At 47.2% G+C, this 24,293-nt stretch carries 25 protein-coding genes and 1 other RNA gene; 20 read left to right on the forward strand and 6 right to left on the reverse strand.

The features are described from left to right. Window positions 1-142 precede the first annotated feature (142 nt). From PY479_RS12045 to PY479_RS12085, 9 genes are all read left to right on the forward strand, one after another. Window positions 143-1,222, forward strand: coding sequence for a pilus assembly protein PilM (locus tag PY479_RS12045; RefSeq protein WP_212594701.1), 1,080 nt, complete (start codon window positions 143-145; stop codon window positions 1,220-1,222). Continuing rightward, the gene (locus tag PY479_RS12050) at window positions 1,210-1,803 is read left to right on the forward strand and encodes a PilN domain-containing protein (RefSeq protein WP_275483915.1); all 594 of its coding nucleotides are present in this window, start codon (window positions 1,210-1,212) and stop codon (window positions 1,801-1,803) included. The genes PY479_RS12045 and PY479_RS12050 overlap by 13 nt, the downstream gene beginning before the upstream one ends. After that, window positions 1,800-2,426 (forward strand): type 4a pilus biogenesis protein PilO, encoded by a 627-nt coding sequence (locus tag PY479_RS12055; RefSeq protein WP_212594699.1) that lies wholly within the window; start codon window positions 1,800-1,802, stop codon window positions 2,424-2,426. The genes PY479_RS12050 and PY479_RS12055 overlap by 4 nt, the downstream gene beginning before the upstream one ends. Next, on the forward strand, window positions 2,423-2,941 hold the full coding sequence (locus PY479_RS12060; protein WP_212594698.1) for a pilus assembly protein PilP: 519 nt from the start codon (window positions 2,423-2,425) through the stop codon (window positions 2,939-2,941). Before PY479_RS12055 ends, PY479_RS12060 begins: the two co-directional genes overlap by 4 nt. A gap of 18 nt (window positions 2,942-2,959) precedes the next feature. Next, window positions 2,960-5,017 (forward strand): type IV pilus secretin PilQ family protein, encoded by a 2,058-nt coding sequence (locus PY479_RS12065; protein ID WP_212594697.1) that lies wholly within the window; start codon window positions 2,960-2,962, stop codon window positions 5,015-5,017. Window positions 5,018-5,229: 212 nt separating this feature from the next. Further along, complete coding sequence (gene aroK / locus PY479_RS12070) at window positions 5,230-5,745, forward strand: shikimate kinase AroK (RefSeq protein WP_212594696.1); 516 nt, start codon at window positions 5,230-5,232, stop codon at window positions 5,743-5,745. Between the two features lie 8 nt (window positions 5,746-5,753). Next, a complete protein-coding gene (gene aroB / locus PY479_RS12075) occupies window positions 5,754-6,833 on the forward strand; it encodes a 3-dehydroquinate synthase (RefSeq protein WP_275483916.1) in 1,080 nt (359 codons plus the stop codon). A gap of 16 nt (window positions 6,834-6,849) precedes the next feature. Continuing rightward, on the forward strand, window positions 6,850-8,295 hold the full coding sequence (locus tag PY479_RS12080) for an ATP-binding protein (RefSeq protein WP_212594694.1): 1,446 nt from the start codon (window positions 6,850-6,852) through the stop codon (window positions 8,293-8,295). A gap of 68 nt (window positions 8,296-8,363) precedes the next feature. Continuing rightward, on the forward strand, window positions 8,364-9,203 hold the full coding sequence (locus PY479_RS12085; protein ID WP_212594693.1) for a Dam family site-specific DNA-(adenine-N6)-methyltransferase: 840 nt from the start codon (window positions 8,364-8,366) through the stop codon (window positions 9,201-9,203). A gap of 28 nt (window positions 9,204-9,231) precedes the next feature. On the opposite strand, the gene PY479_RS12090 is transcribed toward PY479_RS12085, so the two are convergent. Beyond that, window positions 9,232-9,588: a hypothetical protein gene (locus tag PY479_RS12090; protein ID WP_212594692.1), complete on the reverse strand. Its 357-nt coding sequence runs from the start codon at window positions 9,586-9,588 to the stop codon at window positions 9,232-9,234. A gap of 188 nt (window positions 9,589-9,776) precedes the next feature. On the opposite strand from PY479_RS12090, the gene rpe reads away from it, so the two are divergent. The 3 genes from rpe to trpS are packed head-to-tail and all read left to right on the forward strand — an operon-like array spanning window position 9,777 to window position 12,155. Next, complete coding sequence (rpe, locus tag PY479_RS12095; RefSeq protein WP_275483917.1) at window positions 9,777-10,445, forward strand: ribulose-phosphate 3-epimerase; 669 nt, start codon at window positions 9,777-9,779, stop codon at window positions 10,443-10,445. 2 nt (window positions 10,446-10,447) lie between these two features. Further along, window positions 10,448-11,128 carry a phosphoglycolate phosphatase gene (locus PY479_RS12100; RefSeq protein WP_212594690.1) on the forward strand — a complete coding sequence of 227 codons (681 nt, stop codon included), beginning with the start codon at window positions 10,448-10,450 and terminating at the stop codon, window positions 11,126-11,128. A gap of 19 nt (window positions 11,129-11,147) precedes the next feature. Then, window positions 11,148-12,155, forward strand: coding sequence for a tryptophan--tRNA ligase (gene trpS, locus PY479_RS12105; RefSeq protein WP_212594689.1), 1,008 nt, complete (start codon window positions 11,148-11,150; stop codon window positions 12,153-12,155). A 75-nt stretch (window positions 12,156-12,230) separates the two neighbouring features. Here trpS and dolP read toward each other — a convergent pair whose 3' ends face one another. The 4 genes from dolP to PY479_RS12125 form a co-directional block, all read right to left on the reverse strand. After that, window positions 12,231-12,806: a division/outer membrane stress-associated lipid-binding lipoprotein gene (dolP, locus tag PY479_RS12110; protein WP_212594688.1), complete on the reverse strand. Its 576-nt coding sequence runs from the start codon at window positions 12,804-12,806 to the stop codon at window positions 12,231-12,233. Beyond that, the gene (locus PY479_RS12115) at window positions 12,803-13,396 is read right to left on the reverse strand and encodes a phosphoheptose isomerase (protein ID WP_212594687.1); all 594 of its coding nucleotides are present in this window, start codon (window positions 13,394-13,396) and stop codon (window positions 12,803-12,805) included. Before PY479_RS12115 ends, dolP begins: the two co-directional genes overlap by 4 nt. 96 nt (window positions 13,397-13,492) lie before the next feature. Continuing rightward, a complete protein-coding gene (locus PY479_RS12120) occupies window positions 13,493-13,819 on the reverse strand; it encodes a YraN family protein (RefSeq protein ID WP_275483918.1) in 327 nt (108 codons plus the stop codon). 16 nt (window positions 13,820-13,835) lie between these two features. Further along, a complete protein-coding gene (locus PY479_RS12125) occupies window positions 13,836-15,728 on the reverse strand; it encodes a penicillin-binding protein activator (protein ID WP_275483919.1) in 1,893 nt (630 codons plus the stop codon). A gap of 88 nt (window positions 15,729-15,816) precedes the next feature. Between PY479_RS12125 and rsmI the strand changes: the two genes are divergently transcribed. The 6 genes from rsmI (at window position 15,817) to PY479_RS12155 (ending at window position 21,250) form a co-directional block, all read left to right on the forward strand. Continuing rightward, the gene (gene rsmI, locus PY479_RS12130; protein WP_275483920.1) at window positions 15,817-16,662 is read left to right on the forward strand and encodes a 16S rRNA (cytidine(1402)-2'-O)-methyltransferase; all 846 of its coding nucleotides are present in this window, start codon (window positions 15,817-15,819) and stop codon (window positions 16,660-16,662) included. 44 nt (window positions 16,663-16,706) lie between these two features. Next, window positions 16,707-17,067, forward strand: an RNA gene (gene rnpB / locus PY479_RS12135) — RNase P RNA component class A. 96 nt (window positions 17,068-17,163) lie between these two features. After that, window positions 17,164-18,441 (forward strand): DUF6538 domain-containing protein, encoded by a 1,278-nt coding sequence (locus PY479_RS12140; protein WP_275483921.1) that lies wholly within the window; start codon window positions 17,164-17,166, stop codon window positions 18,439-18,441. A 181-nt stretch (window positions 18,442-18,622) separates the two neighbouring features. Continuing rightward, entirely contained in the window at window positions 18,623-18,886 is a 264-nt protein-coding gene (locus PY479_RS12145) for a type II toxin-antitoxin system HigB family toxin (protein ID WP_275483922.1), read from the forward strand. Then, entirely contained in the window at window positions 18,879-20,111 is a 1,233-nt protein-coding gene (locus PY479_RS12150; RefSeq protein WP_275483923.1) for an ImmA/IrrE family metallo-endopeptidase, read from the forward strand. Before PY479_RS12145 ends, PY479_RS12150 begins: the two co-directional genes overlap by 8 nt. 11 nt (window positions 20,112-20,122) lie before the next feature. Next, entirely contained in the window at window positions 20,123-21,250 is a 1,128-nt protein-coding gene (locus PY479_RS12155) for a beta family protein (protein ID WP_275483924.1), read from the forward strand. Between the two features lie 185 nt (window positions 21,251-21,435). On the opposite strand, the gene PY479_RS12160 is transcribed toward PY479_RS12155, so the two are convergent. Further along, window positions 21,436-21,669 carry a hypothetical protein gene (locus PY479_RS12160; protein ID WP_275483925.1) on the reverse strand — a complete coding sequence of 78 codons (234 nt, stop codon included), beginning with the start codon at window positions 21,667-21,669 and terminating at the stop codon, window positions 21,436-21,438. Window positions 21,670-21,956: 287 nt separating this feature from the next. Here PY479_RS12160 and PY479_RS12165 point away from each other — a divergent pair, with 287 nt between their 5' ends. Together PY479_RS12165 and PY479_RS12170 are read left to right on the forward strand one after the other, a co-directional pair. Further along, window positions 21,957-22,508 (forward strand): recombinase family protein, encoded by a 552-nt coding sequence (locus PY479_RS12165; protein WP_275483926.1) that lies wholly within the window; start codon window positions 21,957-21,959, stop codon window positions 22,506-22,508. A gap of 472 nt (window positions 22,509-22,980) precedes the next feature. Continuing rightward, entirely contained in the window at window positions 22,981-24,240 is a 1,260-nt protein-coding gene (locus tag PY479_RS12170; RefSeq protein WP_275483927.1) for a hypothetical protein, read from the forward strand. Window positions 24,241-24,293: the final 53 nt, after the last annotated feature.

Raw genomic sequence — 24,293 nt, forward strand, 5'->3', positions numbered from 1 at the left:
AGGCACAATCGCTGGGGTGAAGTGAATTACAATTATAAAAATAAACAGTGCAAAAATGTTAATAGAATATTATATAAAGATCACAATCAAACTATGTTTGTGCTACGCTTCGATTCAACAATAACAATAAGGCACCGGGACAATGCTTTCTAATCTATGGAAGCGTCAAGCCCCTCAAATGGTCGGAATTGACATCGGTTCACACGAAGTCAAGGCTATTATGTTGGGTAAGACAGCTGAAGGTTATAAAATACAGGCTCATGCGGTGGTTCCCTTAAAAAAGGGCGCAGTGAGCGACCATGACATCAGGGATAAAGACGCTGTTATTGAGGCATTACGCCAGATCAAACGGCAATTGCCTAAATCTATCAAATTTGCAGCCGTAGCGGTTTCTGGCTCAGCAGTCATGACCAAAGTGATTTATATGGATGCGTCATTGACGGAAGCTGAAATGGAAGCTCAGATCGAGATTGAAGCAGATAACCTGATTCCGTATTCCCTTGATGAAGTGTCCATCGATTTTGAAACCCTTAACGTCAACAAAGCTGATCCTTCCAAGGTTGATGTGCTGCTCAGCGCAAGTCGTACCGAAAACATTGATTCCCGGGTCGATGTTTTAGATGAAATTGGCCTTGAGACCAAAGTTGTTGATGTAGAAGGTTATGCGCTGGGTCGAGCCTATGAACTGATTGCCGCGCAACTGCCGCCAGAGACAGCGAAAGGTGTCGTAGTACTGATCGATATCGGTGCCAATATGACCACATTCGCCGTGGTGGAAAATGGTGAAACTACATTTATCCGCGAGCAAGCCTTTGGTGGTGAAATCTTCACCCAGTCAATTCTCTCTTTCTACGGAATGGCGTATGACCAGGCAGAAAAAGCCAAGGTCGAAGGCGACTTGCCACGTAACTATATGTTTGAAGTATTATCGCCATTTCAGAATCAGTTGTTGCAGCAAATTAAGCGCACACTACAAATTTACTGTACTTCCAGCGGCAAAGATAAGGTTGATCAACTGGTCTTGTGTGGAGGAACTTCGAAGCTGGAAGGAATGGCCAACCTGCTGACGAATGAACTCGGGGTACCAACGATCACTGCGGATCCTTTTAAAGGGTGTTTGCAGGCTGACGGCAGTGTTCAGCAAAAACTGGCGCCAAATATCAGCAAATACATGATTGCTTGCGGTCTCGCATTAAGGAGTTATGGGCAATGGCGAACATAAACCTGCTGCCCTGGCGTGAAGAGGCGAGGGAAAAACAGAAACGTGACTATATTGGGATTCTGGCCGCTGTATTTATCGGTGCCGCGGTGCTGGTTTATCTGGCGCTGCAATTTATTGGCTGGATGACGGATGATCAGCGAGAACGTAATGCTTATCTGCAGCATGAAATTCAGCAACTTGATAAGCAGATTGCTGAGATCACCAAGATTAAGCAACGAAAAGCTGATATTGAAAAACGTACTGAAATCATTCTGGATTTGCAGCAGTCACGTAATCTGCCGACGCATATATTGGATGAGCTGGTACGGGTGATACCTCCCGGCGTTTACCTCTCAAGCGTAGAAAAGAAAGGCAGTATTATCTGGATTGAAGGTCGTAGCGAATCTAACAACAACGTAGCCAACATGATGCGCAAGATTAAGGCATCAGCGTGGCTGCAAGACCCGACAATGCAATCCATCGTATCTCAGAAAGATGATATCAGGGAACTGCAGCGGTTCAGTCTTAAAGTCACTATCAAAGGTGGAGAACAACCACCTGCGGGCTCAGCCCAGACTGCTAAGGGGGGAACCGCTAAATGAAGTTTGATTTGAGCCAGTTTAATGATCTGGACATGGAAAATATCGGTGGCTGGCCAACCCAGGTCAAAGCGGTTTTTGCCGGGATTTTAGCCATTCTGGTATTTGTCGGTGGTTATTTTCTGTTTGTTTCTGATGCGATTGATATCTACAAGGTAGAGCAGGGTAAAGAGCAGCAATTACGCGACGATTTTCGCAATAAATATCAATTAGCGGCTAATCTGGATCTCTACCGAGAACAATTAAAGCAGATGGAAGCGCAGTTCGCAGAATTGCTGAAAATGTTGCCATCTCAGAACGAAATGCCCGGATTGCTGGATGACTTGACCTATGTTGCGACGGACGCTGGTTTGCGTATCAACAGCATTGATTGGGATGCAGAAGTCCAACGTGATTTTTATATTGAATACCCAATCCGGATGTCTGTAACCGGTGATTATCATCAAATGGGACACATGGTCAGTGGTGTCGCTAAATTACCGCGGATTGTCAGTCTGCATGATTTTGTGATTAAGCGAGAAGCTGATGGCAATTTGTCGATGGACATTTTAGCTAAAACTTATCGTTTTAAAGAAGGTGCAGAGTTACCGGCAAATGCCAAAAAGGCTAAGGGGAAAAGCAAATGAGATGGATATTGCCCCTGCCGCTGATAGTGCTGCTGAGTGGTTGTATTGGCAACCACGAAGATTTACAGCAATATGTGGAGAGTGTGAAGAAAACGCATGTGGCGCATATTCCTCCGTTAAAGGAACCGCCTAAATTTGAGCATTTTCAGTATGATGCAGATCTGCTTCGCAGTCCTTTTGTACCACCATCCCGAGAGCTGACCGCTGAAGCGATAGATACAACCAAGGATTGTCGACAGCCCGACCTGAAACGTCGCAAGGAACGCTTGGAAACATACGCGCTGGATAACCTAAGAATGCGCGGCACGCTCAGTAACAACGGTGTTATCTGGGCATTGATTGAGACCCCTGACAGCAACGTTTATCGAATTGGTGTTGGAAATTACATTGGTCTATTTAACGGCCATATAACAAAGATAAATCAGAACAGTATCGAAATTACTGAATTGGTTCCGGACGGTTCCGGTTGTTGGACCGAGCGCAGCAGCAGTCTGGATTTGACCGGCGGAAAATAGGCAAAGGAAGAGGGAATAATGAGATTTTCTTTGGTGCATAAAACCCATGAGACAGCAGGCAACTGGTGGCAAGTTGCATTGGGCTGCGTGTTGATGGTGAGTCTTGTTCCTTGTGCTTTGGCTGCGAACAAACTTGTCGATGTGAAATATCACACCATCATTGACCATCAGTTGGAGTTGGAACTGGTCTTTGATAGTCCGGTGGCCGATCCAGAAGTGAAGCTCAGTGCCGAGCCTGCAGGTATTAAACTGAATTTCAGTGATGCAACGTCCACACTGGAAAAAGCCGTGCTGCCGATCAAACAGGTCGGGGTAGAGCAGTTAACAACTGAACAGCAAGATGGTGTACTGCAAGTTGCTTTGAAACTTGATAAAGTACGACCTTATCAAGGTAAGGCTATCGGCAACACTTACCGACTGACCGTTAATGATGAAGCGATGAGTGCGGCCGATAAAGCTGCCAGCCCGTTCGTTAATAAGATCGAAAATATCGATTTTCATCGGGCTGGTGACAAAGGCGGGGAGTTGGTTGTCAACCTCAATAATGCTTCAGTGGCCGCTAACGTTGAACAAAAAGGCACCAAACTGGAAGTGAAGTTTTACAACACAGAAATTCCAGATGATAAATTGTATGTAATGGATGTTCAGGACTTTTCGACCCCAGTGCGTAGTTTTGAAACGTTCCGTGACGATATGACCACGCGGTTCCTGATCGATATTAAAGGCCCGTACAAATATAGCTATAAAGAAGAGGGTAACGCCTTCCATCTGACCATGACTCAGGATGAAAAAGCGACTTCAGCTGTTGAGCCTGAGAAAAAATATACCGGTAAAAAATTGTCTTTGGATTTCCAGAACATTTCAGTACGCACCGTGCTGCAGATTCTGGCCGATTATAATAATTTCAATTTGGTGACCAGTGATACCGTCGACGGCAGCATTACGCTGCGACTGGAAGATGTGCCTTGGGATCAAGCGTTGGACCTGATCCTCAAGACCAAGGGACTCGATAAGCGGATTGAAGGTAATATTCTGATGGTGGCTCCAGCCGAAGAGATAGCGATTCGCGAGAGCCAGGATCTGAAAAACAAGCAGGAAGTACAAAAGCTGGCGCCTTTGTACTCGGAATATCTGCAAGTCAATTACGCGAAAGCGACCGACATCGCCAAATTGCTAAAAGGTGAAGCTCAAGCGAGCCTGTTAACTGACCGTGGTTCGGTCACCGTTGATGAACGTACCAATACTTTGTTAGTAAAAGACACTGCGGATTCGTTAGAAAACGTGCATCGCCTGATCAAAGTACTTGATATCCCAATTAAGCAGGTATTGATTGAATCACGTATGGTGACGGTGAGTGACACCGTGGCTCAAGACTTGGGGGTTCGTTGGGGGATTACCGATCTTCAAGGAGATTATGGCACGTCAGGAACTCTCGAAGGGGTCTCTGATTTGGTATCGGGGAGCACACCTTCAATCGATAATCGGTTGAACGTCAATTTGCCTGCCTCAGCGACAAGTGCTGCGAGTATCGCTTTCAACGTTGCCAAGTTGGCAGATGGCACTATTTTGGATTTGGAATTGAGTGCGTTGGAACAGGAAAATAAAGGTGAGATTATCGCCAGCCCGCGCATTACCACATCTAATCAGAAAGCGGCGTATATTGAGCAGGGGGTTGAAATTCCCTACGTAGAATCTGCATCTAGTGGTGCCGCAACGGTTAAATTTAAGAAGGCGGTATTGTCCCTACGGGTGACCCCGCAGATCACTCCGGATAACAAAGTGATTCTTGATCTGGAAATCACTCAGGATTCTAAAGGCGAAGTGGTGACAACACCGTTAGGTGAAGCAGTTTCTATCAATACTCAGAAAGTGGGTACTCAGGTGTTGGTTAACAATGGTGAAACCATCGTTCTTGGTGGTATTTATCAGCAGCAGTTGATCAACAGTGTCAACAAAGTGCCAGTACTGGGTGATATCCCGGTGTTAGGTGCGCTGTTCCGTAACACCTCTGATTCCAATGAACGGCATGAGTTATTGATCTTCGTAACACCTAAGATCGTTACCGATAAGTTCTAACATTCCGGCTGATTAGATAAAGCCAGTGCATGTCACTGGCTTTACTTTCAGGGAAGAATTTTGGCTTTAATGAAGTGGCACGCTTGCCTAAAGCGGCCTTTAGCTGAGATAATCCCGGGTCAAGTCTCTTTAGAGCAAGGTAAGATGATCCTGTCGGTTTGACCCTAAATCGACTTTCGGCAAACTTTTCATAAGATTCAGACGTATAAGAAATGGCTGAAAAACGTAATATATTTCTAGTAGGCCCTATGGGTGCTGGTAAAAGCACGATAGGCCGTCACTTAGCACAAATGCTGCACTTAGAGTTTCACGATTCAGATCAGGAAATTGAAAGTCGTACCGGCGCTGATATAACGTGGGTATTCGATGTTGAAGGCGAAGAGGGGTTTCGTCGTCGTGAAGCGCAGGTGATAGCCGATTTAACCGAAAAGCAGGGTATCGTATTGGCCACAGGTGGTGGTTCGGTTCAGAGCAAGGATATCCGTAATTTTCTTTCCGCAAGAGGTATCGTCGTATATCTGGAAACAACCATTGATAAACAAGTTGCCCGTACTCAGCGTGACAAACGTCGGCCATTACTTCAAGTGGATAATCCGCGTGAAGTATTGGAAAATTTGGCGGAGATTCGTAACCCACTTTACGAAGAAATTGCTGATATCGTTGTCAAGACTGATGAGCAAAGTGCCAAGGTTGTTGCAAACCAAATCATTGAACAGTTAGGTTTTTAAGGCCAGTTATGGAACAGATCCAGGTAGCGTTGGGAGATCGTAGTTATCCTATATTGATCGGCCAGGATCTGTTACAGCAGGCTGATAAATTATTGGCTTTACTGACCAATAAAACGTTGTTTATTGTTACGAATGACACTGTTGGTCCCCTGTACTTGCAACAGGTGACTGACGTGTTATCTGCAATTGCCACTCAAGTGCATGCAGTGGTGTTGCCTGATGGTGAACAATTCAAAACGCTTGAACAGCTGAATAATATTTATACCGCATTACTTGAACATAACTGCAGTCGCGATGTAATCATCGTGGCGCTCGGCGGTGGTGTTATTGGTGACATGGCCGGGTTTGCTGCTGCAAGTTACCAACGTGGTGTCGATTTTGTGCAGCTACCGACGACATTACTGGCTCAAGTTGATTCCTCTGTTGGGGGCAAAACTGCCGTGAATCATCCATTGGGCAAAAATATGATCGGTGCATTTTACCAGCCCAAAGCGGTAGTCATTGATACACATTGTCTGCGTACTCTTCCCGCGAGGGAGTTTGCGGCAGGAATGGCCGAAGTCATTAAATACGGCATCATTTGGGATGCTGAATTTTTTACATGGCTTGAAGCACATGTCTCCGAGTTAAAAGCATTGCAGCCAGCGGCGTTGTCATACGCTATTCGTCGTTGTTGTGAAATTAAAGCCGAAGTTGTCGCTGAAGATGAGACTGAGCATGGCGTTAGAGCATTGCTTAATCTCGGCCATACGTTTGGTCATGCGATCGAGGCTGAGATGGGGTACGGTAACTGGTTACATGGTGAAGCCGTCGCCGCTGGCACAGTCCTTGCTGCAGAAACAGCCAAAGCTATGGATTTATTGGATGCGTCAATTGTTTGTCGCATCCGTCAGTTACTGGAAACCTTCGAGTTACCGGTAAAGGCTCCAGCATCCATGGGATTTGAAAGCTTTATCAAACATATGCGGCGTGATAAGAAGGTTCTTGCAGGGCAAATTCGATTAGTGTTACCCACTGCGTTGGGACGCGCCGACGTTTTTGGCCAGGTGAGTGACGCTCTGCTGGAGCAGGTTATCCGCCAACATTAATCACTGTGGTGTACAGGTGGCTGGCGAACAACTTCTACTGCCTTCTCAGGAAGCGCTTCTTCATCGATTACAGCATCTTGCCTGTTATGGCGAGCAATTGGTGTTGCTGGCAGGCTCTCAAGGTGCTGGCAAGACCGTCATATTGACGGCCTTAGCGAATGAGTTGGAAGACTATAATCTAGCGTTAGTCGCCTGTCCTCAGTATGCTTCTGCCGCAGAAATCCGCCGTAAGATCGTCATGCAGTTGTTACCCGATCCGCTGTTTGATGATGACACTTCACTGGTTGATACCCTGCTAAGATTTACCCCGAAATTGTTAAAACCGATCCATATCTTATTGGATGATGCCGACAATCTTCCTTTGGCAGTTTGGGCAGAATGTCTGATGCTGACTCAGGTCATCTGTGGTGGGGCGGCGGTGACGCTGACGCTGACGGCCAAGCCTGAGTTCGTTGGGCAGTTACTGCAACAATTACCGCAACAGCAGCGACAGTGGTTGCTGCAATTGGGGATTGAGCCATTGTCGATGGCAGAACGGGAAGGGTTATATCAGACGCTGTTAACTCGCTCTCGGCAAAAAACATTCACCCCAAGAAGCATTGTCGTGAATCAACTGGAACAGCAATCCGGTACGCCAGCAGAGGTGTTGCAGTTACTAGATTTGGCGTTACATGGCGAAGCAGAAACACCAAAAGAATTCCCCTGGCGAAAGTTAATACAAACTGCGTTGGTGGTTTTACCTATATTAGCAATGGGTGTGTGGTATATGGGGAAGATGAGGGTGCCACTTCCCAAGCAAGCGCTGCCGTCTCTCGCGATAACCGCTTCGTCAACGTTGTCGTTGCCTGAATTTTTACTAGACTGGCTCCCACCCACACTAAGACCTGCAGCGACAATTGCAGCAACATCCGTTGGTCAATGGCCCTGGCTGGCTGAGGTTAATACCCGCGTCAACGTCGATGAGACTCCATCCGCAGCGGTGAGTGAATTACTGCAGGATGCGGCTGCTACGGCAGATGTTACCACTGCCGAAGTTGTGACTTCTGATGCCGCCACTGTAGAGGTCACAAGCGTTGCCCATGTTGCTTCTGATTCAGCCGCGCCTATCTCAGAGTCTTCGGCAGCCTCTGCAGTCATTGCTGCTAATGTGCCTTCCCAAAAAATTGAAACTGCCGCTATTGCTGCAGCCTTAGTGCTCACTTTACCCACGGACGGTTATACACTGCAGATCACCAGTATGAAGCAACAACAATCAGTCGCTGGGCAGTTGTCAGTGCTACCCAAAAATGAGCCATTCTGGCTATGTCGTTCTGGTCAATGGTGGGTGGTGTTATTGGGACATTTCTCTACCTATAAACAAGCACAACAAGCAGCGGCAAAATGGCAGCATCAACATGGTGCCGCTCCTTGGATCCGGGCGTGGAAAGATATTCAGAATTACCAACCACAAGCACAGCCATAGCCGTGATATTTATTGGCAAACAGGTTACAATCCAGGCCTTTGTATGAAGTTGGCATCAATCATAATAAATGAATAAAAAACAACGCGCCTTTCTTAAATGGGCTGGCGGTAAATTCAAGCTGGTTGATGCTATTACTCGTCATCTGCCTCCAGGTCAACGACTGGTTGAACCGTTTGTTGGGGCGGGTTCGGTATTTCTGAATACAGATTTCCCGAGTTACCTTCTGTGCGATATTAATCAGGATCTTATCGACCTGTACCAGATTATCCAGCGGGAGCCAGAGCGATACATAGGCGCGGCCGCAGAATTGTTTGTTCCGTCGATGAACGATAGTGACGCATTCTATGACGTACGAGACCGGTTTAATCGTAGTCGTAATGCCTTTGACCGCGCCGTTAGTTTTTTATATCTCAATCGCCACGGCTTTAATGGCTTATGTCGCTATAATCGGCGTGGAGCGTTCAATGTGCCATTTGGCTCTTATAAAAAGCCCTATTTCCCAGAGCGGGAGATCCGCGCATTTGCCGCTAAATCCTCCCGTGCAGAATTCATGTGTATTGGTTATGAGCAGGCATTTGCGCTATTGAAGGCTGGCGATGTCGTGTATTGCGACCCGCCATATGCACCGTTATCAACCACCGCTAGTTTTACTACTTATGTTGGGGCGGGTTTCAGTCTGGATGACCAAGCGATTCTCGCTCGTTGTTCCCGCCAAACAGCTTTGGAAAAAGGGATCCCGGTGGTAATAAGTAATCACGATATTGCGTTAACTCAGGAGTTATATCGTGGAGCCAAGAAGGAAAGGGTTAGCGTACAACGTAATATCAGTCAGAAAGGCAGCGCCAGGAATAAGGTCGATGAATTAATCGCGCTTTATGATCACACCTGTGAGTGCCAACCCGATTAACCCAATGCTCATAACACTCAAATAGATGTTAAAAAACAGAAGAGCGTCCAGTATTGGTCGGTGTCATATCATCTAATGGTTTACGTTCATGACCATGCAGTAGTTCCAGCAGATCAATAAAGTGGAACTGCCCTGAACGGCTTTTTCCGCTTAACCAACTGGTCCAGCTCAGATCATCATCCTGTACAGCGCAGCGGTTATTGGGATGGCTACTCGGGAGATTGGAATTGTATTCTGTTACCTGTGCGCAGTTCTGCGCCAAACTATCATCGGCGGCGGTGAGCGACTGAAATACCAGCGCAGCAATCCCTACAGTACCGGCAACACTCGCCAGTATCGCAGCAGATTTTAAGCTGGAAGCACAATGCTCATTCTTGAAGGCCATTTTCCCGTCACTCGATACTGTATGACGTTAGGAGTATAACAAAAGCGCTGTTAATTTAAACAGCTTTTTAGAAAGGCGGGGAAATCCCTTTTTTTGCCCATAACTGGCAGAAAAATCCCTGAGTCTATAGAGACTAATGGCCCTGGCGGGTAAAATAGGCGACTTCTTAAACATCCCGTGAGTACATTATGCGACCTTTTTTGATTGCCCCCTCAATATTATCTGCCGATTTTGCCCGGCTTGGTGAGGAGGTTGACGCAGTGCTGGCTGCCGGTGCTGATGTTATCCACTTTGATGTCATGGACAATCACTATGTGCCTAACCTTACTTTCGGGCCCATGATTTGTAAGGCATTGCGTAAATACGGTGTGACCGCCGATATCGATGTGCATTTAATGGTCAAGCCTGTCGACAGCCTGATTCCTGATTTTGCCAAGGCGGGGGCGTCGATTATTACTTTCCATCCGGAAGCTACTGAACACGTGGATCGTTCACTGCAACTGATCCGTGACCACGGCTGTAAAGCCGGGCTGGTATTTAATCCGGCAACGCCACTGAGCTATCTTGATTACGTGATGGATAAACTGGATGTCATTATGTTGATGTCGGTCAACCCAGGTTTTGGCGGTCAGTCTTTTATCCCGACCACCATGACTAAATTGGCGCAAGTACGTAAGTTGATCGATGACAGTGGCTACGACATTCGCCTTGAAGTCGACGGCGGCGTCAAGGAGGACAATATTGCTGAGATTGCGTGTGCTGGCGCCGATATGTTTGTTGCTGGTTCCGCTATCTTTGGCCAAGCGGATTATAAGGCAGTAATCGATAGGATGCGGCAAGCACTGGCGGGATTGTAAGGATGACAGATTTTAGAAATATCAAAGGTATTGCGTTTGATTTGGATGGTACACTGGTGGACAGCGTGCCGGATTTGGCTGAGGCTTGTCGCGCGACATTACGCGATTGGTCGCTGAGCGGTTGCACTGATGCAGAAGTGCGTAATTGGGTCGGTAATGGTACGACTATGCTGATGCGCCGCGCATTGCAAAACAGCCTGGGGCAAGAGCCGACTGATGCGCAAATGGATGAAATAATGCCGTTATTTTTCAAGCATTATGAAGCGTGTCTTGAAAAGTTCAGTCAGTTATATCCTGGGGTCGCTGCTGTTTTACAGCAATTCCATCAACAAGGCTATCGTTTAGCTGTGGTGACCAATAAGCCCTATCGTTTTACGGTGCCGCTGTTGCAATCATTTGGGATCGCCCCGCTATTTTCGTTGATCCTTGGCGGTGATAGCCTGGATAAAATGAAACCCGATCCATTGCCATTACAGCACGTGATGCAGCAATGGCAATTGTCGAATGACGAATTGTTGATGGTTGGTGATTCCCGTAATGATATTCGTGCTGCGAAAGCCGCAGCAATTGCGAGCATCGGCTTGACCTATGGTTATAACTACGGTGAAGATATCAGTCTCAGCGGCCCGGATGCTGTCTGTGAACATTTTGAGCAAATTCTGGCGTTATTGGCGTCTAAATAAACGGAGCGTATGAAACATCATGAGCAGTAACAGTAAACCTATTGTATTCAGCGGTGCCCAGCCTTCCGGTGAATTAACCATCGGTAACTACATAGGAGCACTGCGGCAGTGGGTGAACATGCAGGATAGTCATGATTGCATTTACTGTGTGGTGGATTTACATGCGATAACGGTGCGTCAGGAACCAGAACAGTTACGTAAGGCATGTCTTGACACCCTGGCCTTGTATCTGGCCTGTGGCGTTGATCCACAAAAGAGTACGGTATTTGTGCAGTCTCAGGTGCCAGAGCATACCCAGTTGGCCTGGGTGCTCAATTGCTATACCCAGATGGGTGAACTGAGCCGTATGACTCAGTTTAAAGACAAGGCGCAGCGCCATGCGAATAACGTGAACGTTGGCCTGTTTGACTATCCAGTGCTGATGGCGGCGGACATCTTGTTGTATCAGGCCAATCAGGTACCGGTTGGTCAGGACCAAAAGCAGCATTTGGAACTGACCCGCGATATCGCTATCCGTTTTAATAATGCTTATGGCGATACCTTTACCGTTCCAGAACCCTTTATTCCAGAACTCGGTGCCAAGGTGATGGCATTGCAGGAACCGACGAAGAAGATGTCGAAGTCGGACGATAACCGCAATAACGTGATTGGTCTGTTGGAAGATCCAAAAGCCGTCATGAAAAAGCTGAAAAAGGCGATGACTGACAGTGAAGAGCCGCCTGTGGTGCGCTTCGATATCGATAATAAGCCAGGGGTGTCAAACCTGCTGAGTCTGATGTCTGGTGTGACCGGTGAAAGTGTACAGACTTTGGAAGCACAGTTTGAAGGGAAAATGTATGGCCATCTTAAAACTGCTGCGGGTGAAGCTGTTGTGGCCATGCTGGAGCCGTTACAACAGCGTTATCGTGAGTATCGTGAAGATACTAGTTTTTTGAATAAGGTTCTGCATGAAGGGGCTGAAAAAGCACGTGCACGTGCAGCCGCTACCCTTAAAAAGACTTATGAAAAGGTGGGCTTTCCACTGTAATTGCGAATTAACCAGAAAAACGCCGACGCGGATTTCCAACGTCGGCGTTTTTGTTCATGGGTGATAACGCTGGGCTTATTGCTTTGGTTCTATATAGTCAAACATTCGGATGACTTTGCGAACACCGGAAGTATTGCGGGCAATATCGGTGGCTATATCCGCCTGTTCACGGCTGATAACCCCAAGTAAGAACACTTCCCCGTTTTCAGTCACTACCTTAATCCGGGTCATATCCAAGTTTTTATCATTCAACATCCGGCCCTTCACTTTAGTGGTGATCCAGCTGTCATTGCTGCGAGTTGTAAAGGAGACGGGGTTGCCGATACGGATCTGGTTGTGAATTTTGCCACCGAGCTGGAGTCCTTGCACTAATTGCACGGCTTTATCCCTCAGGTGGGAATTGGGTGCCTGCCCAATCAGCAGTACATTTCCATTCATACTCAGGCCGCTGATATTGGCTTGAGATTTCAGTTCTTCATCACCAGACAATACGCTGGTGATGCGAAACTCCGTATTGGTATCATCCAACTGGGTAGTGATCGGTCGTTCATCATTGAGCACTACGGCTCCACCTACCGTGCCCGCCATCATGGCACCAGCACAGCCGGTGAGTATCCACACCGTCATCCCCAGCAGGAGCAGGAATCTCATTGATTGTCGTCCTGTGGAAACAGCGTCCGGTCAATACTGTCGCAGAGGCAGTGAATGACTAGCAGGTGCACTTCTTGGATACGCGCAGTGACATTGGATGGCACTCGCACTTCCACATCATTGGCACTCAGTAAGCCGGCCATGGCACCGCCATCTTTACCGGTCATTGCTACAATGGTCATGTCACGGCTCAATGCCGCTTCCATGGCTTTAATAACATTACGTGAATTACCGCTGGTAGAAATGGCCAGTAAAATATCACCTGGTTGCCCCAGTGCCAGCACCTGCTTAGAAAACACTTCGTCATAACTGTAATCGTTAGCAATAGCGGTGAGGGTGGAGCTGTCAGTTGTCAGTGCGATGGCTGGCAAAGGTGGCCGTTCAATCTCAAAGCGGTTCAACAGCTCAGCAGAAAAATGTTGGGCATCACCGGCACTGCCACCATTACCACAGGCAAGAATTTTGTGACCGCCTAATAAGCAGTTCACCATCATGGTAGCGGCCTTCTCGATGTCGTCAGGCAAGGCTTCTGCTGCGTCGATTTTGGTTTGAATCGACTCGGTAAAACAGTCTTTAATACGTTCTAACATCCGTTAATCCTTCACTGACAAGAGTCACTATCATGCCACAATATCAGCGTTATTTCAGGCATTGAAAGTGTAATAAATACGTTAATCAATGGCTTGCTAAAATGCTCCCGCTAGCCAGTTCACTTCGCTGCCGTCGATGGCAATGACATCAAACCGGCAGCTTTCCCTGATGTTATGTTGCTGCAGATATAAACTGGCCGCCTTGCGGATGCGTTCCCGTTGCGCGGCCGTCAGCGCCTGCAACGCGCCGCCAAACCCCTTGGTGGCGCGATATTTTACTTCTACGAAAACCCATTCAGAGTGCTGTTTCATGACCAGATCCAGCTCTCCAAAGGGATATCGAACATTCTGTTCGACAAATATCAGCCCCCGTTGTTCGAGAAATTTTCGGGCGAGCTGTTCAGCATCCTTGCCTGTCGTCATCTAACCCTATCCTCGATTATTGAGGTCGCAGCACCCCATGCCAGTATTTCCCCCACTTCAGCTGCCGGTTCAGTACACCATCACTGTCGACCGATAACAGTCCGGTGCGGCCGTTGAACTGGTAGCCGGGGAAGGCGCGCATCTGCGCCAACTTATTTACCAACTGCAGCGAGTCAAATCCCATCGCATAAAGCCGTTTTTGAGTATTGCCCCACGAGGGCCATAAACTCGAAACATTACTGTCACTGCTGTTTTGTAACAGCCAGGGGATATCGCTGAGCGTGATATTATTCAGTTCTTGCACCGTTTGGCGGCTGTCATCCTGTCGGGCCCGACTACTGGTATAAATGGGGACCGGCTCCGCGAAAACACTGAAGTTAACGTCAATGTACGGTTTCAGCAGCGGTAATGCCTGGTTACTACAGATCATATAGATAGCATCAATATCTCGCCGTGAACGGAAATCTGCCTTAATCTGATTGCCAAGAATGCTCTTAATCTGCTTAATCCGGTCCTGACTGTCGCTGACATTAAGCGCATCCTGAACCGTATCCCGCATCTTATCCGCTGAAAAATAATGAATTTCAGCGGGTTCATTGGTTAAGGCTTGCCAGCTGACATTAAAACTTTCGGCCATGCGATGGCCAATATTATCGTCGCTGGCCAGCAACAGCGGACGTTCAATACCATCCTGATACATGCGTTGAGCCGCATCCGCGGATTCCTGCGTCGGTGACAAGGCAAAATAGTATTTATCTTTATTAACCAATAGCTTGCTTGTATGGTTCAAAAACAACTCTGGTGGTGCAGCGCGTGGCGACACTGCTTGTGCTGGGGTCGGTTGTGCACTCCCGGTGGTGGTTGATGGCACTATTGGTGCTGACGGTTGTTGCCCTAATGAGAGAATCTGTTCGACTTCATTAGGCAACAATGGACCGATGATAAAATCCGCGTTGTTCTGCAGCGCTTGCTGATAGGCTTTAGCCGCACCGGTGGCAGTGTCATAGAAATTAATGCTGACCGAATCATCTGGTTCTGCCAGATAGGCAGCGACTATGCCCTGCCGTATGGGTTCAGCAATATCGGCGCGCTCCCCGCTCAATGGCAGTAACACTGCAATATGTTGCGGATGGTAAGGTTTGGTATTTAACGCCCGCTGCAAATCCTGGGGTAATTGTAACGCGGCGGGATGCGACGGATTCGCTCGTTGCCAGCCATCCAGATGACTGACCAGACTTGCCGGATCCACCGCGTAGTGTTTTGCCAGATAAGCTAATTGCAGCCAGCCAAGGTACGCAGTATCGCCGCCTTTATTTGCCTGAGCTTCTAACGTTTCCTCAGGTACGGATTTGAGTAGTGTCCAGATTTGCTGATACAGCGGTTTGGCTTCATCCGCAGGTAAATGCTGGCTCCAGTCGTTCAACTCTCGTGCTTGTAATACCGGTTGCTTAGTTTTTTCATAAAGACGCACCCGCATTTGGTGATAATTGTTCCATTGCCACTGAGGGAGTTGCCAGGTGGATTGGAACTGCAGTTGCGTCAAGGCATCACCTAAATGCCCCTGCTGTTCAAGCACTCGGGCATTGAGAATGCGATATTCCGCCATCAATTCCGGATCAGCTAACAGGTTTTTTTTCAGCGCTGTCAGAATCTCAGCCGCGGACTCAGGCTGATTGCTGTTCAGGTAACCCTTTGCCGCCAATAGCAACAAGCGCTGGCGAGTGGCTGGTTCAGCCGCTTTAGTGGCTTGTGCTATATAGCTGGCAGGTGTGGCATTAGCCGTTGCCAATGAGATGACCTGGCTTTGAATATTTTCTGTTGGTTGTTGCGGTCGGCTGCCACAACCCCAGAGGCTGGCCAACAGCACAATGGCAATTGTAGGCTTGATCAAATTCTGGCTTTTCAACACAAGGCTGTACTCTGGTAATATGCTGGCCTTAGTTTAACCTTCTATGTTGTCCAGCGAAAGACCGGACAATCTGTTATCCGAGGTGGTTATGACCATGCCCGTTGCGCTTTATATTGTTCCAACTCCGATTGGTAATCTAGGGGACCTCACCCCACGGGCGGTAGAGGTGTTGTCTGCAGTCAGCCTGATTGCCTGCGAAGATACCCGTCATAGCGGTAAATTACTGAGTCACTTTAATATTACCACTCGTACGATGGCACTGCATGATCACAATGAACGCGCCAGGGCGCAATGGTTTATCGAAAAGCTGCAGGCCGGGGAGTCGGTGGCATTGATCAGCGACGCCGGGACTCCGTTGATTTCCGATCCCGGCTATCATTTGGTGTCACAGGTGCGTGACGCCGGATTTCAGGTCAGTCCGTTACCGGGGGCTTGTGCCGCAATTACAGCCCTGTCGGCGTCAGGGCTGCCGTCCGATCGCTTCTCGTTTGAGGGCTTCCTGCCGGCCAAAGATAAAGCACGTCTGGATAAATTGGCGTCGCTCAAGGAAGATAGTCGCACGCTGATATTCTATGAATCGCCTCACCGAATTCTGCCAAGCCTAGAGGCTCTGGAACAGGTATTCGGCAGCAAGCGGCCGATGGTGATGGCGCGCGAACTTACCAAGACCTTTGAAACCTTTCTGGTGGGGAGTATCAGCGAGGTTCGCGCCCGGGTTGAGGCAGACCCCAATCAGCAAAAGGGCGAAATGATACTGATGTGCCACGGTTATGTCGGTGCTGCCGATGAAGATGCGATACCCGCAAAAGCGCTGGATACACTGAAACTGCTATGTGGCGAATTGCCACTTAAAAAGGCAGCTGCAATTACCGCTGAAATCTACGGCCTGAAGAAAAATGCCCTTTATAAACAGGGATTGGAACTTGGCTGGTAACAGAAATAGTTTGCCAGTGGGGCTGGCTGGGCTATAATCCGCGCCGAGTTGGCCAGGCAGTCGCTGCGTTCGCAAGAACGGGGAGGAAAGTCCGGGCTCCACAGAGCAGGGTGCCAGATAACGTCTGGGCGGCGTGAGCCGACGACCAGTGCAACAGAGAGTAGACCGCCTGCCTTCGGGCCGGTAAGGGTGAAAGGGTGCGGTAAGAGCGCACCGCGCGGCTGGTAACAGTCCGTGGCATGGTAAACTCCACCCGGAGCAAGATCAAATAGGGTTCCTTATGGCGTGGCTCGCGTCGGAACCGGGTAGATTGCTTGAGCCTGCGAGCGATTGCAGGCCTAGAGGAATGGCTGCCGCTCCCTTCGGGGAGAACAGAACCCGGCTTATATAGTGCCAACTCACGGATTAGGGTAACCGCTTGTATATCAGGCGGTTATCCGACTCCGCCCCTACAAAATTCCAATCAGCTGGTACACAACTTGAGACACAGGTTGGTACTAGATGCTTTATCTCTGCCGTAGAAATCACACATATTATTTCCGCTTTCGCATTCCTGCTCGCCTAAGGCAACTGAGCGATTCACCTGAGATTAAATACTCCCTTCATACCACCAGCTATTCTGAAGCCGTCGAGTCTGTCGCACCTTTTCTCAAGGCGATTCGACTAATCAAACGTGCTCGTGAAATGAACGCAGCGGTTGAGTCCGCACTTAAAGAAATCAGAGAACCAGTTTTATATTATCCAGCAGCCCAGCCTGTTCCGTTAGCACAACTCTCAATGCCGACTGAGAATCAGGAAGATAGTAAGCTTCCCCCATACCTGCTTAGCGAAGCGTGGAGCGATTTCAGGGCGTTCAAGAAAGACTGGAGTCACAAGGTTATCAGACAGAATGAACGCTACTACGAGCTTATGAAGTGCTTGTGGGAGGATGTTGATGTGCGTTCAATTAATAAAAGAATGATTAAAACCCTACTATCACGCTTTCAAGATTTTCCTCGGGGCAACATCAATCCTTACTGCAAGCTGTCGGTCGCAGAACTGCTGGAATTGGACGCACAGTCAGTTGCAGATGAATACAAGGTTTCTGGCAAATTGGTCAAAGATCTCTTGAAGCTTTGCCAGAGTTTCTTCAGCGCTTACCTTACGATTGAAAGAGGTGTTTACCAAGTTGCTCCAACTTCCAATGTTCGGTATGAGGCTAAGTCAAAGTCTTACGCTAGCTTCTCAGATACTCAAGTGCGCCGGATTAAAGCTAAGGCTCTAACTCTTGATGGTTGGGAGCGCTGGTCGGTTTTGTTGGCAATATATACGGGTGCTCGGCGAGGAGATATCACTGGATTAACCAAGAGCAGCTTGAGGTTTGATGAAGACTCCCAGCGATATTACCTATGGATATCAGAAGGTAAAACTGAGGCAGCTACACGTGCTATACCGATTCATAAGGAGCTAATTCGTAATGGCTTTTTAGAGTTTGTTAGAGCCAGTAAGACCACCTTGTTTCCTAAATTGATGAGTCGCCCAGCTCGAATGACACATCACGTCAGAGAGTTGCTGGATGAGCTTGAAGTACCGGATGTTAACGACAAGGGGCAGAGATATTCATTGCACAGCTTCAGGCATACGTTCATCACCAAGGTACAGCAATGCGGCGTGCCTACCTCGTTGTTCCAGACTGTGGTTGGTCACCAAAAATCTGAGTTAGGTATCTCGAAGCGATATACGCACGATTTTACTGTCAATGCTTTGTCCGTAGTTATGGATGCAATCAATGACTGGTAAATAAGAACGTTCTTACTAACTAGCTATAGAACTTAAAATAAATTCGTTCTTAGGTTGAAATTTAACCTAAAAGACCATACTAAATCTAAGTCAATATAATGGATTTCGTTCCCAAATGTGGAACTAATGATTGACAAGATGAAAAAGTGGCAATATATTGGTTCCCAAATGGAGAACATAGATGCGGTTGTTAGGACAGATTAAGTTAAAAGCAACACAGGGATGTGGCTCGGACATTGACTTGTGGATTGCTATTTGGATTGGTGAATTGAGCTTTGCCAATTGGAAAGAGACAAACGATGTGCTTGAGGCGTATCCAAGAGTTGAGCAGAAGGGGGCGAATGTTTTTGTGTTCCCTGTAAGTGATAGCTCACATCGGATAAAGATACTTTTGTCTTTCGAAAAGGGAACCGCGTTGATTCAAGAAGTGTATAAAAATGAATAAACCAATGCCATTGACGGTCATTAGAACTGCTGAACAGTACGAGGCTTATCTTCGGGAAGTTGAAAGCCTATTAGTGAGAGAGCTTGAACCCGGCTCAGATGAATCAGAGAGGCTGGAAGTTTTAACTGTTCTTATTGAAAGTTATGAGAAGACAAACTTTGAGATTGTACCCGTTGACCCAATAGACGCTATCAAATTTCGTATGGCAGAGAAGGGTCTAAAACAGGTGGATTTGGCACCTTATTTCGGTACTAAAAGTAGAGTTTCCGAGGTGTTGTCTGGAAAGCGTCCTTTAACAGTACCGATGATTAAGTCGTTAGCTGTTGGGTTGGGAATTGCTCCTCAGACTCTTTTAGGGTTGGATGCTGAGCCGGATTTTTCGGGCCGTATTACGAAGAGGGAAATGGACTGGTCTAAGTTCCCAATCAAAGAAATGATTTCAAAAGGTTGGATTGACGATATCAAAGGGAAGGTGAAGCAAGGAGTAGAAGAACAGGTTAAAAATTTCATCGCACAGTTAGGTGAGACAACCGCTTCTGCATCTTTTAAAAGAACACTCAGTGGTGACGCATATTCTCCATCGTCACATTACAAGTTATATGCTTGGGTCGCCCGAGTTATCCAGACAGCGAGAGCTAAAAAGCCAAGGCTCGGCAGATACAATCCCGAGTTACTGTCGAATGAGTTTTTAAGAGAAGTCGCTCAGCTAAGTTGGTCAGAGTTTGGTCCATTGCTAGCTGTCGAATTGCTTGAGAAAAATGGCATTTGTGTCGTGATTGAACCAGCGCTAAAGGGGACTTCAGTTGATGGAGCTGCACTTAAAGATAGCGACGGTACACCAATAATTGCTCTTTCGCTGAGGCAGGACAGACTAGATAACTTTTGGTTTACGCTATTGCACGAATTGGTTCATATCTGGAAGCACACGGATGCTGAGAAAACATTCGTTGATGACATTGAGCACCCTAGTGATAGCCGAGACCCTTTCGAAGCTGAGGCTAATCGCATTGCTAGAGATACACTGATACCAAGAGTTAGCTGGAAGAGAAGCGATGCTTATTTGAATCCCAATGGGGCCACCATTGAGAAGTTATCGAGAGAGCTAAGAATTCACCCTGCTATCATCGCCGGAAGATTGAGACGTGATACAGGGAAATATAACCAATTTAATGAGTTGGTTGGCCGTGGGGAAGTTCGTAAACACTTTCCTTCAAGTAGCTGGTAAGAGAGGTGTCTATGAACCCTAGATATGTACCTATCCTGAGAACCAAGCAAGGTGAGTTTGAAGCTTATAGCCTGCTTGAAGATGAGATTAAGAGAGAAACACTGCCTCTTTTTGAGCTATCTCAGTTTACCGATACGATGCGTGCAAGGGTTCGTTTTCAAACGGTTACTAACCCACTTGAGATCTATATTGGTGAAGTTGCGGCCAAAATTCACGCAGCCGTTGGATCTTCATCTGTAATTACAGACATATTTAAGTGGGCACCCAACTCAACCATTGAAAATGGTGAACACGTACTAGCTTACCTGACTTCTTGCCTAACGGGGTTGGGTTCTAGTGTCATTCCTGTGATTGGCTATGAGCGCTGGGGAGATAGAGAATACTCCTCTGTCTTAAAGGGTTTGTCATCTAAATACAGTCAGTTTTGCCTTCGTCTTGAATCTTATGCTTTTGAAGATATGGTGGAAGAGCGGCATTTCTTGGAAAACATAAATGACATAATCGATTCGATGGGGTTAGACGTTACAAAATGCTGTTTGATTCTGGATTTTGGAGCGACTCAACTACCAATCGTCGACATTGAAGAGAAACTTTCCGAGGCGTTGGCGCTATTAAGTCCATACAAGTTTGGGTTCATATCTATCGCTGGATGCTCTGTCACAGTGATGGTAAATGATATGGTCTCAGAGCGGGACACTACTGGTCTCGTTGTTAGGAAAGAAATGATAGTCTGGAAATCCAACAGGAGATTCAATGCCCAGTCAAAGTTAGTGTTTGGTGATTATGGTGTTGTAAACCCTGATATGAAGGATGACGTCAAAGCGAAACACGCAAATTGTAAGATTAGATATACAACTCAAGAAAAGCATTTTGTTGTTCGTGGCCATTCGAAACAGGAGGGTTGGGACCAGATGTACGGTCTTTGCCAAACACTCATGGGCTCACCTTACTATCTCTACCCTTCATTTAGTTGGGGTGATGCTCAGATTGAGAAGTGTGCGAATGGGAAGTTCACAGGGAACGCGACGAAGTGGGTGTCATTTGATTTGAATCATCACATTACATACGTGATTGCTGAGGTATTTGAAGTTGAACGCAGTCTTGAAGTTGGCAAAGTGAAAGCGATAGCGAAAGCATAGTATTGTACTCAAGTCGGTAATGTGCCGGCTTGAGTCATCGTGAGGTGAGTTATTGGAGGGGCTTCCAACAGTATGTTGGTAATGCTGGAGTGTTGGCCCCTGATTTTAATTTTGCCGAAAAAATTTTAGATTGTATTTCAATAAAAAACGTGCATTGTTCCCCCCCCGTGCCGTCCCGCACAGGATTATGTAGGTGTCTTCCCTTTTGCAAGAGCTTCGAGAACCTCCTCCTTTGAGTACCCATCTTCGATGGAAATCTTTGAACCCGAACGAGGTGAATGGCATTCCCTGAGTATTGCAATTGTGCCTTCTGGCTTAGCAACTTTATTTATTCCAAAATCGGTGCGCTCGGTCCCTTCAATTATCTCCCCATTTGCCAGAATATAAAGGTCTTGGTATTCCTCTGTCGGTTTGTACATAAGCTTTCCCTGTCGTTGTTGAGCCGATAAGTAAATAGTTTGTCCTTGTGAAAGTAGTTGCGCAATTTATTAATAGTCCCCTTTGTTAGCTGGGGCATTCAACCGCCCTGAAAATAGACAATTCCGTTTGGTTAGCAAGCTTTGATGATTCTTGTCGTAATATTCCCAATAGCCTGTACTCCAGCGGAACAGATTCGCGGAACGGTCAATGTGTTCCGTTAGGGTTGACTTTTGATTTATGGTGCGGCTAATCTGTCAGGGTCTAGAGGCTATTGGAACACAAAGGAATGCAAACACTCGGCTATAAGCGCGTATCGACAGTTGACCAGAACACCGCTCGCCAGCTTGATGGCATGAAGTTGGACAAGGAGTTCGTTGACCATTGCTCAGGTGCAACAACAGAGCGTCCGGCACTGAAGGAGTTGATTAACCACTCGCGTGAAGGCGACGTTATTCTGGTGCACAGCATTGACCGTATGGCGAGGAACCTGAGCGACTTACTATCACTGATTAGCGGATTCACTGAGCGAGGCATTACCATTAAGTTCGTCAAGGAAGGCTGGGAGTTCACTGCTAACCAGTCAAATCCTATGCAGGACTTAATGCTGTCTGTGATGGGTGCTGTTGCTCAGTTCGAGCGTGCTCTGATTAAAGAACGTCAGCGCGAAGGCATCGAGAAGGCCAAGGCTAGGAATGTATACAAGGGGCGTAAGCAGTCCGTTGACCGCGAAGAAGTCTTGAAGCTCCACCAGCAGGGCGTGAAGAAGGCACAGATAGCCAAGCAGTTAGGCGTTGGCAGAACCAGCGTTTATCGAGTGCTTGAGGAAACTGGACTATAAGTCAGTGATGAATGGAGATAATTTCAATTAAATCAATAGGTAGTGACTGTCCGGCATAAAGATATAACGCTGAAACGAGGTCAGCCTCAATACGGAACACTCAAGGTCTGGCTGACTGTCCGGCCTACGTATAAAAATGTTCACGAATACGGGTGCAAGTCTCCAAGTTCAGCTTGGCGTCACGAGTACCCTGTTTCAGCAGAACGTCTTTCTCACCTCCATCACTCATTCATGCATCGATGACAGATATAAGTAGATGGTTTACCAACAACACAAACTACCAACCCACCATTAGTGTACCAGCCTTAGTCTCAGCCAGAACCTCTGGCATCAGCTTCTTATACCTGAATTGATTCATTAATCGACCACATTAACGAATGTCTTGGTCGATGGTGAGTCATTGGCTCTGAAGCGGCACGAAGTTTGGCTAGGAGAGGCTAGTAGCACTAATAGGGGGAATAAGGAGATTTAATTGAAGACTTCATTTTTTGAGCGACCAGCCCCCAACTTTCGTTGGCAAGCAGCATTAAAGCATCGGCAATCTGATAGATATCCAAATCTCAATACCTTCTACTTGCGTGAGTCCAAGGGGCTAGATGGAATGCTTGCCGATGTTATCGTTGATTCTTTGTTTAGCCAGCGTCGTCGTCGAACTAAGCCAATAGAAGCCGCTTGTCGATGCTTGCTGGCAAACCTAGCTCATGCAGCTTCATTTTGGGGTAACGACAAATGCGTGGGGGTTATAGTGCCCAAAGGCAAATACAAACCTGCTATTCCATCGCGCTATCGCTCCAGTGCATTCTCAGTCGACACTTTGTCTGACGCTATAGATGCCTTGATTGCTCAAGATGTCGTGGTGTTTGAGAGAGGCTTTTATTGTGTTGAACAAAGAATTGGACTTTATTCTTTCATCGTACCGACAACTTCATTCATGGAGAAGCTTGATAATAGTGAGAACCATGATTTAGTAACATTGAGCAAATTGAAGGAGCCGGTGGTACTAAAGAATGAGGACAAGTCATTGGTGGACTATGAGGATGATGAGTTTACTTGTGGTCTAAGGAACGGTCTTACCACACAGAATGAGTTCAGGCAGTCATCTCAATGGTGTTTCACTGACGAAGAAAGACAATACAGGTTGGCTGATGAGGACTTGAGATGTAAACGCGTTTTCAATGGCGGCTGGACATTCGGTGGGCGGTTGTATTGTCCTGCTCAGTCGTTGCCAAAGTTAAGCCGACGTACTATCACCATCGACGGTCAGAAAACTGTCGAGCTGGACTATAAGTCGCTTCAGCCTCGAATCATGTATCACGTCTCAGGTCTTGACTCACCTGAAGACTGCTATGCAGTAGATGGTCTGAGTCGAGCAGAGGCGAAGTCTGTGGCCTTGGTGGCGATTGGGACATCTAGCAGGCTGTGTGCAAAGCGAGCACTGGTTTCAGAGTTCCATATCACTCATACGCAGGCTGGTGAAATGCTGGAATGCTTTGAAAGGGCGCATGCTGGTATCAAACAAAGCTTCTACAACGAAGCATGGAAGTGGCTTCAGTATTACGACAGCCAACTCTGTTCGCTAGTGGTTGAGAGCTTAACGATGGCCGATATTCCAGTTCTGCCTGTTCACGATAGCTTCGTCGTCCCTGAGATTCACCTCGATACGCTGGAGGGCATCATGCGTTCCAGTTACCAACAACTGTTCAATAACGCCCCTCAGATAAGTGTTGCCTAGAAGCGTCAGTATTCGACTGTCCGCCTTACGTATAAAAATTTCATCATCCCTGT

The sequence above is a fragment of the Shewanella sp. A32 genome, assembly GCF_029167175.1.
Classification (GTDB): Bacteria; Pseudomonadota; Gammaproteobacteria; order Enterobacterales; family Shewanellaceae; genus Shewanella; species Shewanella yunxiaonensis.

Bases quoted from the DNA above. Each gene is read 5' to 3' on its own strand.
- PY479_RS12045 (WP_212594701.1), top strand. From the start codon at position 143: ATGCTTTCTAATCTATGGAAGCGTCAAGCCCCTCAAATGGTCGGAATT.
- PY479_RS12050 (WP_275483915.1), top strand. From the start codon at position 1,210: ATGGCGAACATAAACCTGCTGCCCTGGCGTGAAGAGGCGAGGGAAAAA.
- PY479_RS12055 (WP_212594699.1), top strand. From the start codon at position 1,800: ATGAAGTTTGATTTGAGCCAGTTTAATGATCTGGACATGGAAAATATC.
- PY479_RS12060 (WP_212594698.1), top strand. From the start codon at position 2,423: ATGAGATGGATATTGCCCCTGCCGCTGATAGTGCTGCTGAGTGGTTGT.
- PY479_RS12065 (WP_212594697.1), top strand. From the start codon at position 2,960: ATGAGATTTTCTTTGGTGCATAAAACCCATGAGACAGCAGGCAACTGG.
- aroK (WP_212594696.1), top strand. From the start codon at position 5,230: ATGGCTGAAAAACGTAATATATTTCTAGTAGGCCCTATGGGTGCTGGT.
- aroB (WP_275483916.1), top strand. From the start codon at position 5,754: ATGGAACAGATCCAGGTAGCGTTGGGAGATCGTAGTTATCCTATATTG.
- PY479_RS12085 (WP_212594693.1), top strand. From the start codon at position 8,364: ATGAATAAAAAACAACGCGCCTTTCTTAAATGGGCTGGCGGTAAATTC.
- PY479_RS12090 (WP_212594692.1), bottom strand. From the start codon at position 9,588: ATGGCCTTCAAGAATGAGCATTGTGCTTCCAGCTTAAAATCTGCTGCG.
- rpe (WP_275483917.1), top strand. From the start codon at position 9,777: ATGCGACCTTTTTTGATTGCCCCCTCAATATTATCTGCCGATTTTGCC.
- PY479_RS12100 (WP_212594690.1), top strand. From the start codon at position 10,448: ATGACAGATTTTAGAAATATCAAAGGTATTGCGTTTGATTTGGATGGT.
- trpS (WP_212594689.1), top strand. From the start codon at position 11,148: ATGAGCAGTAACAGTAAACCTATTGTATTCAGCGGTGCCCAGCCTTCC.
- dolP (WP_212594688.1), bottom strand. From the start codon at position 12,806: ATGAGATTCCTGCTCCTGCTGGGGATGACGGTGTGGATACTCACCGGC.
- PY479_RS12115 (WP_212594687.1), bottom strand. From the start codon at position 13,396: ATGTTAGAACGTATTAAAGACTGTTTTACCGAGTCGATTCAAACCAAA.
- PY479_RS12120 (WP_275483918.1), bottom strand. From the start codon at position 13,819: ATGACGACAGGCAAGGATGCTGAACAGCTCGCCCGAAAATTTCTCGAA.
- rsmI (WP_275483920.1), top strand. From the start codon at position 15,817: ATGACCATGCCCGTTGCGCTTTATATTGTTCCAACTCCGATTGGTAAT.
- PY479_RS12140 (WP_275483921.1), top strand. From the start codon at position 17,164: ATGCTTTATCTCTGCCGTAGAAATCACACATATTATTTCCGCTTTCGC.
- PY479_RS12145 (WP_275483922.1), top strand. From the start codon at position 18,623: ATGCGGTTGTTAGGACAGATTAAGTTAAAAGCAACACAGGGATGTGGC.
- PY479_RS12150 (WP_275483923.1), top strand. From the start codon at position 18,879: ATGAATAAACCAATGCCATTGACGGTCATTAGAACTGCTGAACAGTAC.
- PY479_RS12155 (WP_275483924.1), top strand. From the start codon at position 20,123: ATGAACCCTAGATATGTACCTATCCTGAGAACCAAGCAAGGTGAGTTT.
- PY479_RS12160 (WP_275483925.1), bottom strand. From the start codon at position 21,669: ATGTACAAACCGACAGAGGAATACCAAGACCTTTATATTCTGGCAAAT.
- PY479_RS12165 (WP_275483926.1), top strand. From the start codon at position 21,957: ATGCAAACACTCGGCTATAAGCGCGTATCGACAGTTGACCAGAACACC.